The organism is Veillonella parvula (assembly GCF_042850485.1).
In the GTDB taxonomy this organism is placed as follows: Bacteria; Bacillota; Negativicutes; order Veillonellales; family Veillonellaceae; genus Veillonella; species Veillonella parvula_Q.
Genome location: NZ_AP031417.1, coordinates 1,909,362 through 1,924,368, shown reverse-complemented (window position 1 = coordinate 1,924,368; position 15,007 = coordinate 1,909,362). Strand labels below are relative to the sequence as shown.

The 15,007-nt window shown below is 38.4% G+C and carries 12 protein-coding genes; 9 read left to right on the top strand and 3 right to left on the bottom strand.

Annotated features, from left to right (window positions below):
* Window positions 1-32: 32 nt before the first annotated feature.
* From ACGHIY_RS08825 to ACGHIY_RS08815, 3 genes are all read left to right on the top strand, one after another.
* Window positions 33-278: a hypothetical protein gene (locus tag ACGHIY_RS08825; RefSeq protein ID WP_232054987.1), complete on the top strand. Its 246-nt coding sequence runs from the start codon at window positions 33-35 to the stop codon at window positions 276-278.
* A gap of 176 nt (window positions 279-454) precedes the next feature.
* The gene (locus ACGHIY_RS08820) at window positions 455-706 is read left to right on the top strand and encodes a hypothetical protein (protein ID WP_105087186.1); all 252 of its coding nucleotides are present in this window, start codon (window positions 455-457) and stop codon (window positions 704-706) included.
* 150 nt (window positions 707-856) lie between these two features.
* Window positions 857-1,321 carry a hypothetical protein gene (locus ACGHIY_RS08815; RefSeq protein WP_232054986.1) on the top strand — a complete coding sequence of 155 codons (465 nt, stop codon included), beginning with the start codon at window positions 857-859 and terminating at the stop codon, window positions 1,319-1,321.
* A gap of 325 nt (window positions 1,322-1,646) precedes the next feature.
* Here the strand turns inward: ACGHIY_RS08815 and ACGHIY_RS08810 are convergent, their stop codons facing one another.
* Entirely contained in the window at window positions 1,647-3,002 is a 1,356-nt protein-coding gene (locus ACGHIY_RS08810) for a class II fumarate hydratase (protein WP_316689721.1), read from the bottom strand.
* A 580-nt stretch (window positions 3,003-3,582) separates the two neighbouring features.
* On the opposite strand from ACGHIY_RS08810, the gene ACGHIY_RS08805 reads away from it, so the two are divergent.
* Together ACGHIY_RS08805 and ACGHIY_RS08800 are read left to right on the top strand one after the other, a co-directional pair.
* A complete protein-coding gene (locus ACGHIY_RS08805) occupies window positions 3,583-5,661 on the top strand; it encodes an OPT family oligopeptide transporter (RefSeq protein WP_390525484.1) in 2,079 nt (692 codons plus the stop codon).
* Between the two features lie 11 nt (window positions 5,662-5,672).
* A complete protein-coding gene (locus ACGHIY_RS08800; protein WP_058948154.1) occupies window positions 5,673-6,518 on the top strand; it encodes a hypothetical protein in 846 nt (281 codons plus the stop codon).
* A gap of 92 nt (window positions 6,519-6,610) precedes the next feature.
* Here the strand turns inward: ACGHIY_RS08800 and ACGHIY_RS08795 are convergent, their stop codons facing one another.
* Window positions 6,611-7,981: an S-layer homology domain-containing protein gene (locus ACGHIY_RS08795; protein ID WP_058948153.1), complete on the bottom strand. Its 1,371-nt coding sequence runs from the start codon at window positions 7,979-7,981 to the stop codon at window positions 6,611-6,613.
* 183 nt (window positions 7,982-8,164) lie between these two features.
* Window positions 8,165-9,913 carry an S-layer homology domain-containing protein gene (locus ACGHIY_RS08790; protein WP_287551943.1) on the bottom strand — a complete coding sequence of 583 codons (1,749 nt, stop codon included), beginning with the start codon at window positions 9,911-9,913 and terminating at the stop codon, window positions 8,165-8,167.
* A gap of 523 nt (window positions 9,914-10,436) precedes the next feature.
* On the opposite strand from ACGHIY_RS08790, the gene ACGHIY_RS08785 reads away from it, so the two are divergent.
* The 4 genes from ACGHIY_RS08785 (at window position 10,437) to ACGHIY_RS08770 (ending at window position 14,927) form a co-directional block, all read left to right on the top strand.
* Entirely contained in the window at window positions 10,437-11,174 is a 738-nt protein-coding gene (locus tag ACGHIY_RS08785) for a (Fe-S)-binding protein (RefSeq protein WP_004694880.1), read from the top strand.
* 12 nt (window positions 11,175-11,186) lie between these two features.
* Window positions 11,187-12,632: a LutB/LldF family L-lactate oxidation iron-sulfur protein gene (locus ACGHIY_RS08780; RefSeq protein ID WP_012864877.1), complete on the top strand. Its 1,446-nt coding sequence runs from the start codon at window positions 11,187-11,189 to the stop codon at window positions 12,630-12,632.
* Window positions 12,632-13,360: a lactate utilization protein C gene (locus tag ACGHIY_RS08775; protein ID WP_058948152.1), complete on the top strand. Its 729-nt coding sequence runs from the start codon at window positions 12,632-12,634 to the stop codon at window positions 13,358-13,360. Before ACGHIY_RS08780 ends, ACGHIY_RS08775 begins: the two co-directional genes overlap by 1 nt.
* A 175-nt stretch (window positions 13,361-13,535) precedes the next feature.
* A complete protein-coding gene (locus tag ACGHIY_RS08770) occupies window positions 13,536-14,927 on the top strand; it encodes a cation:dicarboxylate symporter family transporter (protein WP_004694886.1) in 1,392 nt (463 codons plus the stop codon).
* Window positions 14,928-15,007: the final 80 nt, after the last annotated feature.

Below are 15,007 nucleotides of genomic sequence, written 5' to 3'. Positions count from 1 at the left end.
TTTTTAGTAAAAATCAAAATTAGTGGGAGAAAATGAATAAACTAGAAGAGATAAGAGGTTATCTAGACATGAATGAAGAGATTGAATTTAGGTATAACGGTTTAGAGTGCTTTGTGACTCCAAATAATGTTGTTTGGGAATTTTGGATTAATGATGAATGTGTTATTAAAGAGCCAGATTTAGACACTTTTTTAATGATACCTTGCTTAGAAGGTCACACAATTAGCGATATTTTTGCCAATGAGTTATATGATGAGAAATCTCTGTACATTTTTTAAACCTTTAGAGAAAGTATTATATGTGTAATTGGTTTATATTCGATTAAGCAAATGACTTGAAAATGCCAAGCGTACTAATTAGTCTGTTGCGTTTAATATCAGTATTTATAAGGTGATCGGTAGATCCTTAAGGATAAGTATGTTTGACTAGAAAAATTAGGAAGGAGTAAACATCAATGAGTGGTTCAGATGTTTCTTTATATGACGAAGTTATTGAAGGCTTGAGATGTAACAGGGAGTTAGAACTATATTATAATGATTCTACATATGGGATTGTTACTTATGGTGCATTATGGCAACTATGGAAAAATAAGGATCTTTTAGATGAATGTAATGATTTTTTACCGTTATTAGAAAATCCAATAATAAATGGTAGGAGTTTAAAAGATATTATAAAGACGAAAGATTGTGGACTACTTTTAATGTAAAAATGATTGAATTATAATCTAATAAAACTATAGAAGGAATATAGATGATAGACTTAGAACCTATTAAACAGATAAAAAGTCCAAGTTTAGAAAATGTTATAATTTTTGCTTTGCGATGTGTAAATTATATGATTATAAATGATAAACTTAATGGTTTCATTGTTATGGACCTGGCGTGGAAAGAAGTTAATACCTATTCTTAATAATATTAAGGAATTCTATTTTTATCAATTATACGAATTTAGTGATGACATAATTTTAATGTGTACCAATAAAGGGATAGTATCTTTGTCATTGATTGATTATTCTGTTCGTATTATAGATGAAATAGCCAAATATGATAAAAAATTTGCATACTTTGTTTATGAAAGTGAAATAAAAGAATCCTTTCCTCGTAATGAAAAATTAGTTTGTTTGGATACAAATAATATTACGATATTAGATGATCTTAAAAAGATTCAGATTCAAAACCCTATTTCTGTTCCGTATTTTGACGTATCTATGACCGAAAGATATGGTTTAGCTGTTGCAGAGAATCAATTGCAGATTTTTAATCTCAATGGAGATACAAAAAGCAAGATATTATCCTATAAAAGACCATGGTATGGTGAATGAGCTGATCTATTTGAAAAAGATGATGGACTTCATCTATATGTTATAAGTCGTAATGATTTGGACGAATTAACAAGTCTTTCAGAATATGTAATTCCATTTGACAAGACGCCTAGTTATGTAATTTTATTATAAGCTTTATACGACTTATTAAAGGTGAGATTTGATTTAGATATTTTGTAACTCTACGTTTAGAATAATTGCCTAACTAAAAGAAGGACTGTAAACGAATGCTTTAAAGTAGTATTTCGTTTACAGTCCCTTTTATATTTCGTTCATTTGAGGTATGAGAGGATGTTACAGATATGTCATAGATATGAGAGAGATTTTATTTCATGCGAACTGCTTCGGCAAATTCGTCTTCGGTCATGAGTTTTTCTTCCAAGATGATTTCTTTAATAGAGCAACCGCGTTTGTACGCTTCTTTTACCACCTTGGCGCTCTTGTCGTAGCCAATATATGGTGTTAAGGATGTAGCAATCATGAGAGATTGTTCTACGAAGAAGTTGAGCTTTTCAGGTACAAATTCTACGCCGTCGATGCAGTGTGTTGTGAAAGAGTTCATAGCGTCTGCGAGGAGGCGACAGCTTTCAACAAAGTCATAGATCATGATAGGCATGTATACGTTCAATTGGAACGCACCGCTACCTGCACAGAGCGTCATAGTTGTATTGTGGCCGAATACTTGGGCGCATACCATGGTCAAAGCTTCACATTGAGTAGGATTTACCTTGCCTGGCATGATGGAGGAGCCCGGTTCGTTTTCAGGAAGATGCCATTCGCCGTAGCCACAGCGAGGGCCAGAGCCTAAGAAGCGCACATCGTTAGCGATTTTGAATAGGGTAGTCGCTAATGTGTTAAGTGCACCGTGAGCCATCATAAATGCATCTTTGAGAGCAAGTCCTTGGAATTTGTTATTCTTAACACGGAATGGAGCACCTGTTACCTCTGGCAATACAGTTTCCATAACGTCTAGATAGCCCTTAGGTGTGTTCACACCTGTACCGACCGCAGTACCACCGAGTGCTACGTCGAGGAGGTGGTCAGCATTTTGAAGGAGCATAGTTTTGGCAGTTTTTAGGCCGTCCACAAAGGCGCTAATTTCTTGGTCTACCATGATAAAAGTAGCATCTTGTAGGTGGGTACGACCAACTTTTTGCAATCCTTTTCCTTTTTTTTGCAATTTTTCAAAGGATCCGATAAGGCCGTCCAATGCAGGAATTACGCGTTTTGTAATTTCAAAGTATGCACAGATATGCATTGCCGTAGGGAATGTATCGTTTGTACTTTGACCGCGGTTTACATCGTCGTTAGGATGAAGCGGATTGGATTCATCTAACTGTTTAGCTCGGTGAGCGATTACCTCGTTCACATTCATGTTAGTTTGTGTGCCGGAACCTGTTTGGAATACGGTTAACGGAAATTCATCATCCCATTTTCCGTCCACGATCTCATCTACTACTTGAGCGATGAGTTTCGCTTTTTCCTCAGTTACTGCGCCACACTTTGCATTGGTTAAAGCACATGCTTTTTTTACAAGCGCAAGCGCCTTGATTTGTTCAATAGGGATGCGGTGGTCACCGATTTTAAAATTATTGAACGAGCGTTGCGTTTGAGGTCCGTAAATTCGTCTAGTGTCGACTTCGACTGGTCCCATTGAATCATATTCAATTCTTGTTTCCATAATGTTTACAACCTCCTTAAAAGACATGCCGACCCTACTGTCGGTACTTTAATTATATAAAATCCTGTATATTTGTACAGAATAAAAGAGAATGATTTCTATTTTCATATAATTGATAGGTGTATATGCATAATGCGCATATAAGAAAGGGGACGCATATTGCGCACTCCTTTTCCCCATACCTTTATGATTTCAATCTATATGTAAGATTGATAATGTGTTATATGTAGAAAGATTATAAGTTAAATATTTTATTTGGTGAATAATGAAAGGTCTATTCTTATAGTAAGACGATTAGGTATATATTAGCGTGGTGGTCCTACAAAAACGACTTAGCGGCCCCACGAAGCGGGGTAGGTGGCTTTGGAGGCTTTTGGAGGGCTACCACGCCTAATAAAGTGTTTAGGGTACAGAATAGACCTTTTAAGATATCTGTTGGAGAAAGCTAAATTTATAATCTTTTATATGTATACATTATAAATATCGCATATATATTGAAATCATCGCTTTAACACGATAAAATGAAAGTAGCTTAGTATATTGTTTTAAGTTTATGATTTCACAGAGGAGGTAAGTACTTATGAAACATGACTTTACGAGCCATGACCTTCATCTGCCGGAACTGACGTTGCGTGGGATGCTACTTGGTGCATTGATTACTGTTATTTTTACAGCATCTAACGTATATCTCGGTTTGAAGGTTGGTTTGACATTCTCGTCATCCATTCCGGCAGCAATTATTTCAATGGCGATTTTACGGTTCTTCAAGGATTCTAACGTTCTTGAAAACAACATGGTACAAACGCAGGCTTCTGCCGCTGGTACATTGTCCGCCATTATCTTTATTTTGCCAGGTTTACTCATGCTTGGGTATTGGAATGGCTTTCCGTTCTGGCAAACATTTTTGCTCTGCGCATGCGGTGGTTGTCTAGGTGTATTATTCACCATTCCATTGCGTCGTGCTATGGTAGTGAATAGTGATCTACCATATCCAGAAGGCCGTGCAGCAGCAGAAATTTTGAAAGTTGGCTCTCACAATGGTGAACAAGGCCCTCAATCTAGCTCCGGTATGACCGATATCGTGTCCGGTGGCTTTGTAGCTGGCCTTATTAGCCTTTGTGCAAATGGTTTCAAAGTGCTTGGCGATAGCATGAGCTTCTGGATTCCTGTAGGTAGCAATGGGATTACTCAAATTCCTTTGGGCTTCTCTACAGCGTTGTTAGGTGCTGGTTATCTTATTGGTATCGCCTCTGGTATCGCTATCCTCGTTGGTGTACTCATCGCGTGGGCTGGCTTCGTACCTTACTTCACTAATATGTTTGCTCCAGATGGCGGTGCTACTGCCAAGTTTGCAATGGCTGTTTGGAAATCTAAAGTTCGTTTTATCGGTGCTGGTGCTATCGGTATTGCTGCGATTTGGACTTTGATTACCTTAATCAAACCTATCATCGAAGGCATGAAGATTTCTGTAAAATCTATGAATAGCAGTTCCGCTGAACGTGAATTGCATCGTATGGATACAGATATGAGTACAAAATCCGTTTTAGGTGTATTCATACTTATTCTTATTGGATTAGTATTTACATTCTGGGATTTCGTATCTGTCGTACCTATTAGTGCAGGTTTAATGTGGACACTCGTTGTAGTAGGTATCGTAGTAGCTTTATTGATTGGCTTCTTCGTAGCTGCAGCATGTGGCTATATGGCAGGCCTTATCGGTACATCTGCTTCTCCAATTTCTGGTATCGGTATTTTAGCGACTATTATTTCTTCCTTGGTTGTATACTTTATCGCAGCGGAAAATAATTTATTTGCTACACAGGAAGGTGTTCAGTTCGCTACCGCTATGGCTATCTTTATGACATCCGTAGTTATTGCGATTGCATCTATTTCTAATGATAATTTACAAGATTTGAAAACTGGCCAACTCGTTGGTGCTACACCTTGGCGTCAACAAATTGCCTTGTTACTTGGTTCTGTAGCCGGTGCCATTGCAATTGCTCCAGTTCTTAACTTGCTTTACCAAGCATATGGTTTCACAGGTGCGTTACCACGTGCTGAAATGGATCCAAACGCTGCATTATCTGCGCCTCAAGCGACTTTGATGACTACCATTGCGCAAGGTATCTTCAACTCTAGCATGGATTGGGATTATATCTTAATCGGCGTTGGCGTTGGCGTTGTGGCGATTATCGTCAACTTGATTCTCAAGAGCACAACTGCTACCTTAACATTGCCTCCGTTGGCTGTTGGTATGGGTATTTATTTACCACCTACTTTAGAAGTACCGCTTATTATTGGTTCTTTCATCAGCTACTTCGTAGGTCGTTATCTTGTAGCTCGTGCTAAAATGCGTGCCGGTGAGCTTGCTGACTACGATGTAGAGCAATCCAATCGCCGCGGTGTTCTCTTTGCTTCTGGTCTGATCGTTGGTGAAAGCTTGATTGGTGTAATCATAGCTGTTATTATTGTATTGTCTGTTACAACTGGTGGTGGGGAAGCTCCACTTGAATTAGTAGGTCCTGAATTTGAAAGCACAGCACAATGGTTAGGATTGCTTGCATTCATATTCGCTGGTCTCTATCTTGTTCGACGTGTTGTTACACACAAGTTCAATAAAGAAGAAGCTCTTGCTATGAAAGCTGAGCAAGAACAATAAGAGGTTAAACAATGAAATTAAAACAGTCTGTACTCATCATTATGGCTGCTGCATTGCCAGTAGTCTCCTTCGCAGCAAGCGAAGTAATACCTGTAACGCAAGATACTGTAAATGTACAAGCAAATCAAACAAATGCGAAACGTGTAAATCGTAATGATTTAACATATCGTATTTCTAGCACTGCTACACCTGAGCAGAACCGTGCGTTGCGCTCTAAAGCGTCTAAAGTAGATCGTAATGCAGTTGAAGTGGTAGCTCCAAATGCGGACCGTTATATGGATCGCAAAGAGGTTGCTGTATCACCTGTGGAGTCTACTACAGATCATTTGGATTTAGTATTCCCAGAGGTTAAATCTGTTAGCCCTACGGTAGAAAAAGCAATCAATACGACCATCAAAAAGTATGTTTCTAAAATACAAAATGATGTAGAAAAGTTAAATGCTAAAGAATCTGATAAAACAAATGTAGTTATGTACTATGATGTTAAAACAGATAAAAACGGTATTTTCAGCGTATTGATTCACACATATACTATGCGTGATCATGATGCCAATGGTGTAAACTATGTAAAAGGCTTCACATTTAACACCACAACAGGTCGACAATTGTCCTTGTACGATCTTGGTGGTCTTAATAAAAAAGAATTGGTGAATGCGATTAATAATAATCAAGATGTGAAAGATAAATTAGGTGGCGATGTAAATATCGATAAAATGCCTACTGAATTCTACACAACAGATGATTATTCCGTTGTAATGATCTTGCAACAAGACGTAGATGCAATCCATAGTGCAGGTACGGTATATGTACCAGTTGGTATCTTGCGTGACCGCGAAAATGATGTAACAAAAAAATAATCGAACTGTGTAAATTCGATTATGTGTGTATAGTAACAGCTGTTTAATTGTGAAAAGAACCGCTCCTAAGGGGGCGGTTCTTTTTTTCTATGTTATTGTTTGTCGTTATAATAGTTTACGCGTGGCGGTAATGGGAATTGAATATTTCCGTCTGACTTTGTAAGCGGTTCCGGTGGTAATTGTAAGAATACATTATCATGGAATTTCTTTTTAAATGCTTTCAATGTCGATTTTTGAATAGAATCAACGGTAATGAGAAGGGCACTCGTATCAGTATTTGGGGAGATGGAAAGAATCTTTCCTTGAGGTTCTTTTTGTTGGTAAAGGGCAATGGCATCGGATTGATACTCCTCTAGTTGGGCCTGATTTAATTTACCTTTTGATACGACTACAGTTCTATCTAGCTGTGGGTCATGAGCCTCTGTAATTGCTTTGGAGACGAGGTCAGTTTTCTTTTGATCCGTTAAAGATGCATGTAATTGGCCTGCCTCCCAGAAGAGGGCCCCGTCTTGACGGAATTTGGTGAAATCATTGCCATAACCTAATGCTTTGTCGATGATATTAGCTGTTTTATTTTCTACTTGTTGCTTGAGCAATGTGTTGTGGAAGGCAAGTGCTTGTTCTGTTTGTGTCATGCGGTACGCAATTTCCGCTGCTTCTGCACGAGTTACATATTTTTCAGGGTTAAATAATGTACCTGGAGCGTAGTTTGTAAACCCAAGATAGGCAAGCTCGCGAACGGCATCTTGTGCCCAAGGAGCCACGAATTTTTGGTCTCCATAGGATATATTATCAAGAACTGTTGGGTCTTCAGTAGTATATCCTAAATAATGGATATAGTTATCCGCTACTACAGCAAACTCTTGACGGGACATATATTTTTCTGGTTTATATGTGTCATCACCATATCCGCTGATGATATTCTTGCGCGCTACAGATTCAATAGCAAGAGCAGACCAACGGTCAGATGTAATATCTTTAAATTTACTTGATAAAAAGGCGGCCGTACCATCATCTGTGATATTGTTGAAGAGCGCTGCTACTTCTTCACGTGTCATAGGTTGGTTAGGTCGGAATGTACCATCGGAATACCCCTTCATTAGGTTTGCTTTTGTTACAGTGCTAATCGAGTTAGCTGCCCAAAAATCACTAGGCACATCTGTAAAGATGTGGGCGCGAATTTTTTGAATATCTTGAGACGTACCAATAGAGGTGTTTACAATTGCAGGTGAGGCAGTATTAGTAGATTTGACGTTAGCCGCTTCTGTTTTAGTAGTCTCCATCTTCGTAGCATCTGTTTTAGCCATTGGTGCTTTAGTTGTTTCCATTTTAGTGGCTTCAACAGTAGTTGCAGGAGCATGAGTTGTAGTGGTTGTGTTTGCAGAAGCAAAACCAAGGACTGTTGTAGTCAATAATGTGCCGAGTACGAGGGCACGTAATGCGTGAGGGGTATTCTTGTACATAAAAATCCTTCCTAATCATGGTAAAGGCTAGCGCTTGATAGCCGTAGAATATAAACTTTCACCAGCATAAAAAGCTATATCCGTCGCATCATAGTCAATTAGTTGGCATGCATAGTGATATACAACAAAGCAGCGTAGTACTATCGAGTATACGCTGCCTTGGCTGGTTAAGTGTAACGCCGATTAGCGTTTTACTGTCATTTTTACTTTGGAACCGAATAATTTAGAGATCCCTTGTTGTGTTTCTTTAGATGCTGTAGATACAACTGCGTAAAGTTGGTTATTTTCTACATCAGGGAATGTAGCTAGAATTGTACCTGCTTTTTCATTTTTGTTGTAGTAGTTGCGGAAGTTTGTATCGATTGCATCGTATTCAGCTTGGCTGTATTGGGAGGATTCAACTACAACATAGTTATTTACAGTAGAATCACCACGGTTTGCAAGGTTAGCTTTTACTGTGGAAATATCGCTGTCTGTTTTCAAAGCTACGTGTAATTGATTGTCACGCCAGTACATTACGCCATAATTTTGGAATGCATCTTCTGTTTTATAAGTTTTATTTAATTCAGAAAATACTTTGTCTTCTAATGCAGCTTGTTGTTTTTGATCAAGTGCTTTTAGTGTGCTGCGACGAACAGGGCGAACTGTGTGAGTAGGCTCAGCTTTTTCCGCTACTGCAGCATTTTTGTTGCCCTTTAAGTCTTTGTCAGCTTTTTTTGCCTCAGCTTTGGCTACTTTATCTGCCTTTTCTGCCTCTTTTTTCATGTCTTTATCAGTTTTGGACATATCTTTTTTTGCATCTTTATTTACTTTGGAGGCCTCTTTTTCGATTGCTGTATCAGCTTTCTTTATATCTTCTTTTACAGTTGTTTCAGCTTTAGCTTCAGATGTACTGTGTTTCGGTGTTGCAAGGCCAGCACCATTAAGCATGCGGTTCAAGATTGTTGCCGCTTGTGCTCTTGTTACAGGTTGTTTAGGGTTAAAGTTTTCTGTTGCCCCAGATGCTACGATGCCACGTTGAGCCATGTATTGGATATCTGCCAAGTAAGCAGAGGAGATACTAGCTTCGTCTTTAAATGTTACTTTTTCTGCTTTTACAGGTGTAGAAAGATTTAATTTTTTAGCTAGGCTAGCGGCGGATGCAACGAATTGTTCGCGGTCCATAGTTTTGCTAGGTGTGAAAGCTGTTTTAGATGTGCCTTCCATTACGCCTGCAGCACTAACTAATTTGATAGCAGAGCTAGACCAACGATCTGCTTCCACGTCAGAGTAGGAGGTAGAGGATTCTTTTGTTGCAATCTCCGCTAATTCTTGTTCGTTTAAGTTGTGTTGTAGCACTTTGCCATAAATAGCAGCTGCTTGCTCACGAGTAATTTGTGCACTAGGTTTGAATGTATTATCAGCATAACCAGAAAGGTAACCGGCTTGTGTCATTGCTTGGATAGCATCGCGAGCCCAGTTATCTTTTGTGTCGGGGTATATACCAGCAGGTAAGTTTTCTTTAGCTTTTACAGCTTTTTTACCTTCTACCTTTACAGCATCTTCTTTTACATCATTTTTTACAGAAGTATCAATGCGTTTAACGTCATTTTTTACAGAAGTGTTAACGCGTTTAGCATCGTTTTTTACGGATGTATCAGTGCGTTTAGCAGCGTTTTTAGCAGATGCATCAGCATGTTTTGCATCACGTTTTACAACTGTGCTACCATGTTTAGCATCATTTTTTACGGATGTATCAATACGTTTAGTATCGTTTTTAACAGATGTATCAACACGGTGTTCATCCGCTTTAGCAGAAACTTCAGCTCTAGTAGCCACATTAGATACTTCGGATTTTATATGAGTCGCAGTTGTTTCAGCGTGAGCCATGCTGAATGTAGAGCCAAGGGCCAATGTAATTGCTAAAGACAAAGATAATTTATTTAGTTTCATGAAAAGGGCTCCTTTCAAACTATACTTATATAAAATAAATTATAACACTTTTTAAATTTATACACTACTATAAGAAAATGTAATATATAAGGATAAAACTTACATGAATTTGAAAAATTAAGTTTGATTATATAAATATAGAATGAAATATAGATAAAAGTTGATTTTCTAGTAGTTAAAAATGCAAAATGATAAACATTCGCAAAATCTAGATTTCATGGGGCTTTTACAAGAAAAAATGATAAATGAAATAATAGATGTGATAAAATTCAATGTTTACTATTACAAAAAGTCATAACGATATAAGAAATAAAAGGGTACATACGAATATAGCAATTCTTTGGACAATATCTACATGATTAATTTATAATTATAGCGATGAGCTTTTGAATATTTATTTGAAAGCATAAGTAATGTTCAGGGCAGAAATTTAGTCGAAAAATTCACTACTAAAAATTGCCATAACACATACATATCAAAATTTTTTATTAGGTTAAGTACTAGAAAAGACGAGGAAGATAATATGAAAATTCATCTTTTCCAACAGTGTTTGATTGACATGTTCTACCCTCATGTAGGTATGGCTGGTGTAGAAGTACTTGAAAGATTAGGTTGTGAGCTTGTAGTACCTAAGAAACAAGTATGCTGTGGACAAATGTTTACTAACTCCGGTTACAATGACGCAGCTATGGATGCAATTAAGAATACAATCGAATGCTTTGAGAACGCTGAATATGTAGTCAGCATGTCCGGTTCTTGCGCTTTTGCAATCCGCGATGAATATCATCATTTCTTAAAAGATCAACCAGAGTGGTTGGCGCGCGCAGAAAAATTGAGTGGTAAAATTTACGAATTCACTCAATTTATTACTGACGTATTAGGTGTTGAAGATGTAGGGGCTCGTTTCAACGAATCCGTAACATACCATACATCTTGCCACGTAACTCGTTTGATGGGCATTAAAGAGCCTCCTTTCAAACTCCTTAAAAACGTTAAAGATATCAACTTGATTGAATTACCACGTGCAGATCGTTGCTGTGGTTTCGGCGGTACTTTCTCAGTTAAAAACCCTGAAATCAGTGAAGTTATGACACGCGAAAAAGCATTGGAAATTGCTGGCACAGGTGCCAACGTTATCTCCGGTTCTGACCAAGCGTGCTTGATGAACATCGCTGGTATGCTTGATCGTCTTCATAAAGAAGGCGAAATTGATCGCCGTATCAAAGTTATGCATATTGCTGAAATCTTAAACTGCCGTTAAGGAGGAGACGACATGGCACTTATATATGACAATCGCCCCTATAAAACACGTATAAAAGAATGTTTGGCTGACGATTTCAAAGTTGCAGCTATTAAAAAAGCACAAGACGTGTTTTATGATAAACGTAATACAGTAGTTGCGGATGTTCCTGAATGGTTAGATTTCCGCGCTGAAGCGGCTAAAATTCGCGATCACGTACTTAACAACTTGGATTACTATGTAAGTCAATTTGCTGACAACGCTGAAAAAGCTGGTTCTAAAGTTCACTTTGCGTTCGATGACAAAGAAGCAACTCAAATTGCATTAGATATCCTTCGCCAACGCGAAGCAAAAATGATCGTTAAATCCAAAACTATCTTAACTGAAGAAATTGGTTTGAACGAAGTGTTAGAAGAAGCTGGTATTGAAGTTAACGAAACTGACTTGGCTGAATTTATTTTGCAAACTGCAGTAAGTCCTCCATCTCACATCGTAGTACCAGGTCTTCACTTTGAACGTAACAAAATTCGCGAAATTTTCGCTGAAAAATTAGGTTATACAGGAACTGAAAACCCTACGGAAATGACTCACTTTGTACGCGGTTATGTACGTGAGCGCTTCTTAAAAGCTGATGTAGGTGTTAACGGCTGTAACTTTGCAGTTGCTGAATCTGGTACATGTACAATCGTTTCCAACGAAGGTAACGGTCGTATGGCTAGCTCTATTCCTAAGACTCAATTGATCTTCTTAGGTACAGAACGTATTGTTCCTGATTTTAAAGCTCTTGATGTTATGATGGAAATGTTGAACCGTTCTGCAGTAGGTTCTAAAATTTCTAACTACTTCTCCATGATGACTGGCCCTGCGCGTTCTGGTGAAGCTGATGGTCCCGAAGAAACTCATATCATTATTATCGATAACGGACGCTCTGGCATCTTGGGTGGGACATTCCAAGAAATGCTACGTTGTATCCGTTGTGGCGCATGCATGAATATTTGTCCTGTATACCGTCACGTTTCCGGTCATGGATATGGTTCTGTATATCCAGGTCCAATGGGTGCTGTATTGACTCCATTATTCAAAGGTTACGATGTAGCCGGCGATCTTCCATATGCTTCTACATTATGCGGTGCATGTACAGAAAACTGTCCAGTAGCTATTCCATTGCATGAATTGTTGATGGAGCACCGTCATATCATGGCTGATATTGAAAAGACTCGTCCAAAAGCAGAAGAAGCTATCTTCACAGCAGCTGCTAAGATGTTTGGTAATGCAACATTATTTGATCTTGGCACAAAAGCTGGTGCTATCGGTATGAACTTAATTAGTAATAAAGAGGGTAACATGCCTGAATGGACTCAAGCTATTCCAGTTATGAACGGTTGGACTAAATCTAAAGAATTGGGTTCCTTGAAATTCAAGAAATTCCGTGATTTGTATGCTGAACATGAAAAGAACAAGAAGAAGGAGAAAAAATAATGGATGTAGCTAAACGTAATCAATTTATTGCACGTTTATCTCGTGCATTAGGCCGTGATCAAGAAATGTGCCCTGCTTTTGTAGAAGGCTTTGATTATAGCCATGGTCCTCAAGAAACTATGTTCCAAGATTTGAATCGCGATCAAATTTTGACAATGTTTAAGGAACAATGTCAACGTGTTGGTACAAAATTCGTTGAAACTACACCTGACAAACTAGGTGAAACAATTTTGGCAGCTATCGACGACTGGGGAAACGGTAAAATTGTATTCCCAAGCTCTCCTGAAGTAGAAGAATATAAATTAAAAGAATTGTTCGAACAAGATGCAACTAATAATGGCGGCACTCGTACATACTTCCAATGGGATCCAGCTAAAGGTCGTGAAGAATGTATTTCTAATACTGCTAATGCTGATATTGGTATTACATTCCCATACTGCGGTATTGCGGAAACTGCTACTGTAGTACAAGCTTCTGGTGAGGATTCTGGCCGTGTGATTAGTTTGTTGCCTACAACACATATTGCTGTGTTGTATACTGACACAATTAATCCACGTATGACACAAACAATGGAACATTTGGCTGAACGGTATCATAACGATCCAGCTAAGTTCCCTACAAATATCTGCTTGATTTCTGGTCCGTCCCGTACAGCGGATATCGAATTGGTAACTGTAGATGGTGCTCATGGTCCTATCCAAGTAACCTATATCTTAGTTAATAGATAATATAATAGCTAGATTTACTAAAGGCGATTTTCTTTTAGAAAATCGCCTTTTGGTGCATATATTACAGAATACATTAAATGTTATCAAAAATTAAATATTGTACTTGTATTTTTTTCGATATATGCTATACTAAGTTCATAACCTATTGTTGTGATATGAATTAAAGAGGTGTATTATGAATATTCCATTCTTTACAGATTACCTCATGTTAAGCAATCCATTAAGTATTGGTATTATCGCGGTGTTCGTGCTCGTGTTAATAGGTATTTATGTATTGCAACGCAAGGGCACATCCTTCGGTAATCTCGTTATTATTGGTACTATTGCTGGTGCCGTACTTGGTATAGCGGTCCAAATTATTGCAGGCTTCCCTGATGATCCATCCAAAGTGGTTTATATCAAGGAAAGTACAAAGTGGTTCTCTCTCGTAGGGGGCGGTTTCATTGACTTAATCCGCATGCTTGTTATTCCTATCGTTTTTATCTCTATTGTTCACGTTATTTTGCACATGGAGGCAGGTGCTAACCTCAAAAAGTTAGTAGTTGCTATGATTTCTACGAATCTCGGCATGGTAGCCGTTGCGGCTATAGTCGGTCTAATTTTGGGGAATGCCTTCGGTTTAGGTCAAGGTTTTGATATTGTTGAATCTGGTAAGAAGATTCGTGAAATCAAACCTATGGTTGATACATTCCGAGCACTAATTCCAAGCAATCCAATTCAAGCGGCTGCTGAAACAAATGTTATCGGCATTGTTGTATTTGCAATTATCTTGGGTAGCGTAGCTCGTCTATTAAAACAAACAGGGACAAACTCTATGGAGGTATTCACAAAACTATTTAATGAACTTCACCAGTTGATTTCCTGGGTAGCTGATTTCATTATTGGTCTTATGCCATATGGTGTAGTTGCCTTATTAGCTTCTACATTGGCAACACGCGGTGTACAAGCTATTCTCGATATGGGCTTGTTCGTAGTATTGCTTTACGTTGGTCTTTTGATTATGTTTGTTGTACAAGCGATCTTGATTACTAGCTTTGGTTACAATCCGATTACATACTTCAAGAAAGCGAAAGCACCACTCTTATTGGCGTTTACTTCTCGTTCTTCGATGGGGGTATTGCCATTAACTGTAGAGACCTTGACAAAACGTCTTGGCGTAAATGCTACAACGGCTAATACGGTAGCTTCCTTCGGTACTACTGCGGGCATGCAAGGTTGTGCCGGCGTATTCCCTGCACTTGTTGTTGTTTACATTTCTAATGTAGCGAATATTCCATTCGATATGACTATGTACATCATGAGTGTTATCGTTATCGCTATCGGTTCCGTTGGTATCGCAGGTGTGCCAGGTACGGCTACAATGGCTGCATCCGTATCCCTTAGTGGGACAGGCCTTGGTGCATACTTCACCTCCATTAGTCCAATCTTAGCTATCGATCCATTGATCGACATGGGCCGTACATGCTTGAACGTATCTGGTTCCTTAACAAATGCTCTCGTAGTAGATAAAATCATGGGAACTATCGATAAAGACGCATACAATAATCCTAACGAAGGTCGCGTATAAAAACTAGCAACACTTAATCATATAATTATTATAAAAAGGGGCTGTAGCTGAATGTGGTAAAACCACATTTGGTTACAGCT